We start from the raw sequence: 1,591 nt of genomic DNA, 5'->3' as shown, positions 1-1,591 counted from the left end.
TGCGAGAAAGTTGAACATCATCAACTGGTGGCGATGAACCAGGCCTTACTGTTGAGCTATACTGTGGGAAGTCTGCTTGGCCCGTCATTTACCGCTATGCTAATGCAGAATTTCTCCGATAATTTATTGTTTATCATGATCGCCAGCGTATCGTTTATCTATTTGCTGATGCTGCTGCGCAACGCCGGTCATACGCCGAAACCCGTTGCTCACTGGATTTGCCCCTATATTTCCAGACATCTGTTATCACTTAACCCATTACAAGCCCGCTGCCGCAGATATTCCCGTGGCGAGCGATAACCCAGCGCACTATGCGGATGCCATTCGTTATAATGCTCGAACGCCTCTGCAAGGTTCTTTGCTGCCGTTAACCCGTCTGGTTTGGGCATGATACTGATGTAGTCACGCTTTATCGTTTTCACGAAGCTCTCTGCTATTCCGTTACTCTCCGGACTCCGCACCGCCGTGTTCTTCGGTTCAAGTCCCAACATCCGGGCGAACTGGCGTGTTTCATTAGCCCGGTAGCATGAACCATTATCCGTCAGCCACTCCACTGGAGACGACGGAAGATCGTTGCCGAAGCGGCGTTCCACCGCTCCCAGCATGACGTCCTGTACTGTTTCACTGTTGAAGCCGCCGGTAGTGACCGCCCAGTGCAGTGCCTCACGATCACAGCAGTCCAGCGCGAACGTGACACGCAGTCTCTCTCCGTTATCACAGCAGAACTCGAACCCGTCAGAGCACCATCGCTGATTGCTTTCTTTCACGGCCACTCTGCCTGTATGTGCCCGTTTCGATGGCGGTACAGCAGGTTTTCGCTCAAGCAACAGCGCATTCTGGCGCATGATCCGGTAAACACGTTTGGCATTGATCGCAGGCATACCATCAAGTTCTGCCTGTCTGCGAAGCAGCGCCCATACCCGACGATAACCATACGTTGGCAGCTCTCCGATAACATGGTGTATACGGAGAAGCACATCCGTATCATCAGTGTGACGACTGCGGCGGCCATCCATCCAGTCATCGGTTCGTCTGAGAATGACGTGCAACTGCGCACGCGACACCCGGAGACAACGGCTGACTAAGCTTACTCCCCATCCCCGGGCAATAAGGGCGCGTGCGCTATCCACTTTTTTGCCCGTCCATATTCAACGGCTTCTTTGAGGAGTTCATTTTCCATCGTTTTCTTGCCGAGCAGGCGCTGGAGTTCTTTAATCTGCTTCATGGCGGCAGCAAGTTCAGAGGCAGGAACAACCTGTTCTCCGGCGGCGACAGCAGTAAGACTTCCTTCCTGGTATTGCTTACGCCAGAGAAATAACTGGCTGGCTGCTACACCATGTTGCCGGGCAACGAGGGAGACCGTCATCCCCGGTTCAAAGCTCTGCTGAACAATTGCGATCTTTTCCTGTGTGGTACGCCGTCTGCGTTTCTCCGGCCCTAAGACATCAATCATCTGTTCTCCAATGACTAGTCTAAAAACTAGTATTAAGACTATCACTTATTTAAGTGATATTGGTTGTCTGGAGATTCAGGGGGCCAGTCTAATAACGGATAATGAACAATAAATATTTTTAATCAATTCGCTTATTGT

2 protein-coding genes are annotated in these 1,591 nt (G+C 51.4%); one reads left to right on the top strand and one right to left on the bottom strand.

Annotated elements, in window-relative coordinates:
* Positions 1–300 (top strand): hypothetical protein (locus ACW17M_RS24065; RefSeq protein ID WP_457548200.1); only part of this gene is annotated, 300 nt, incomplete at its 5' end.
* On the opposite strand, the gene ACW17M_RS24060 is transcribed toward ACW17M_RS24065, so the two are convergent.
* Positions 225–1,453 (bottom strand): IS3-like element IS2 family transposase gene (locus ACW17M_RS24060; protein WP_088895425.1). Its coding sequence is split into 2 segments (ribosomal slippage): positions 225–1,138 and positions 1,138–1,453, totalling 1,230 coding nucleotides; the frame shifts between segments, so codons are not numbered across the junction. The two genes, ACW17M_RS24065 and ACW17M_RS24060, sit on opposite strands and share 76 nt — an antisense overlap.
* Between the last annotated feature and the right edge of the window lie 138 nt (positions 1,454–1,591).

The sequence above is a fragment of the Vreelandella sp. 2A-K22 genome (assembly GCF_054065485.1).
This window is presented reverse-complemented; position numbering and strand designations above follow the sequence as displayed.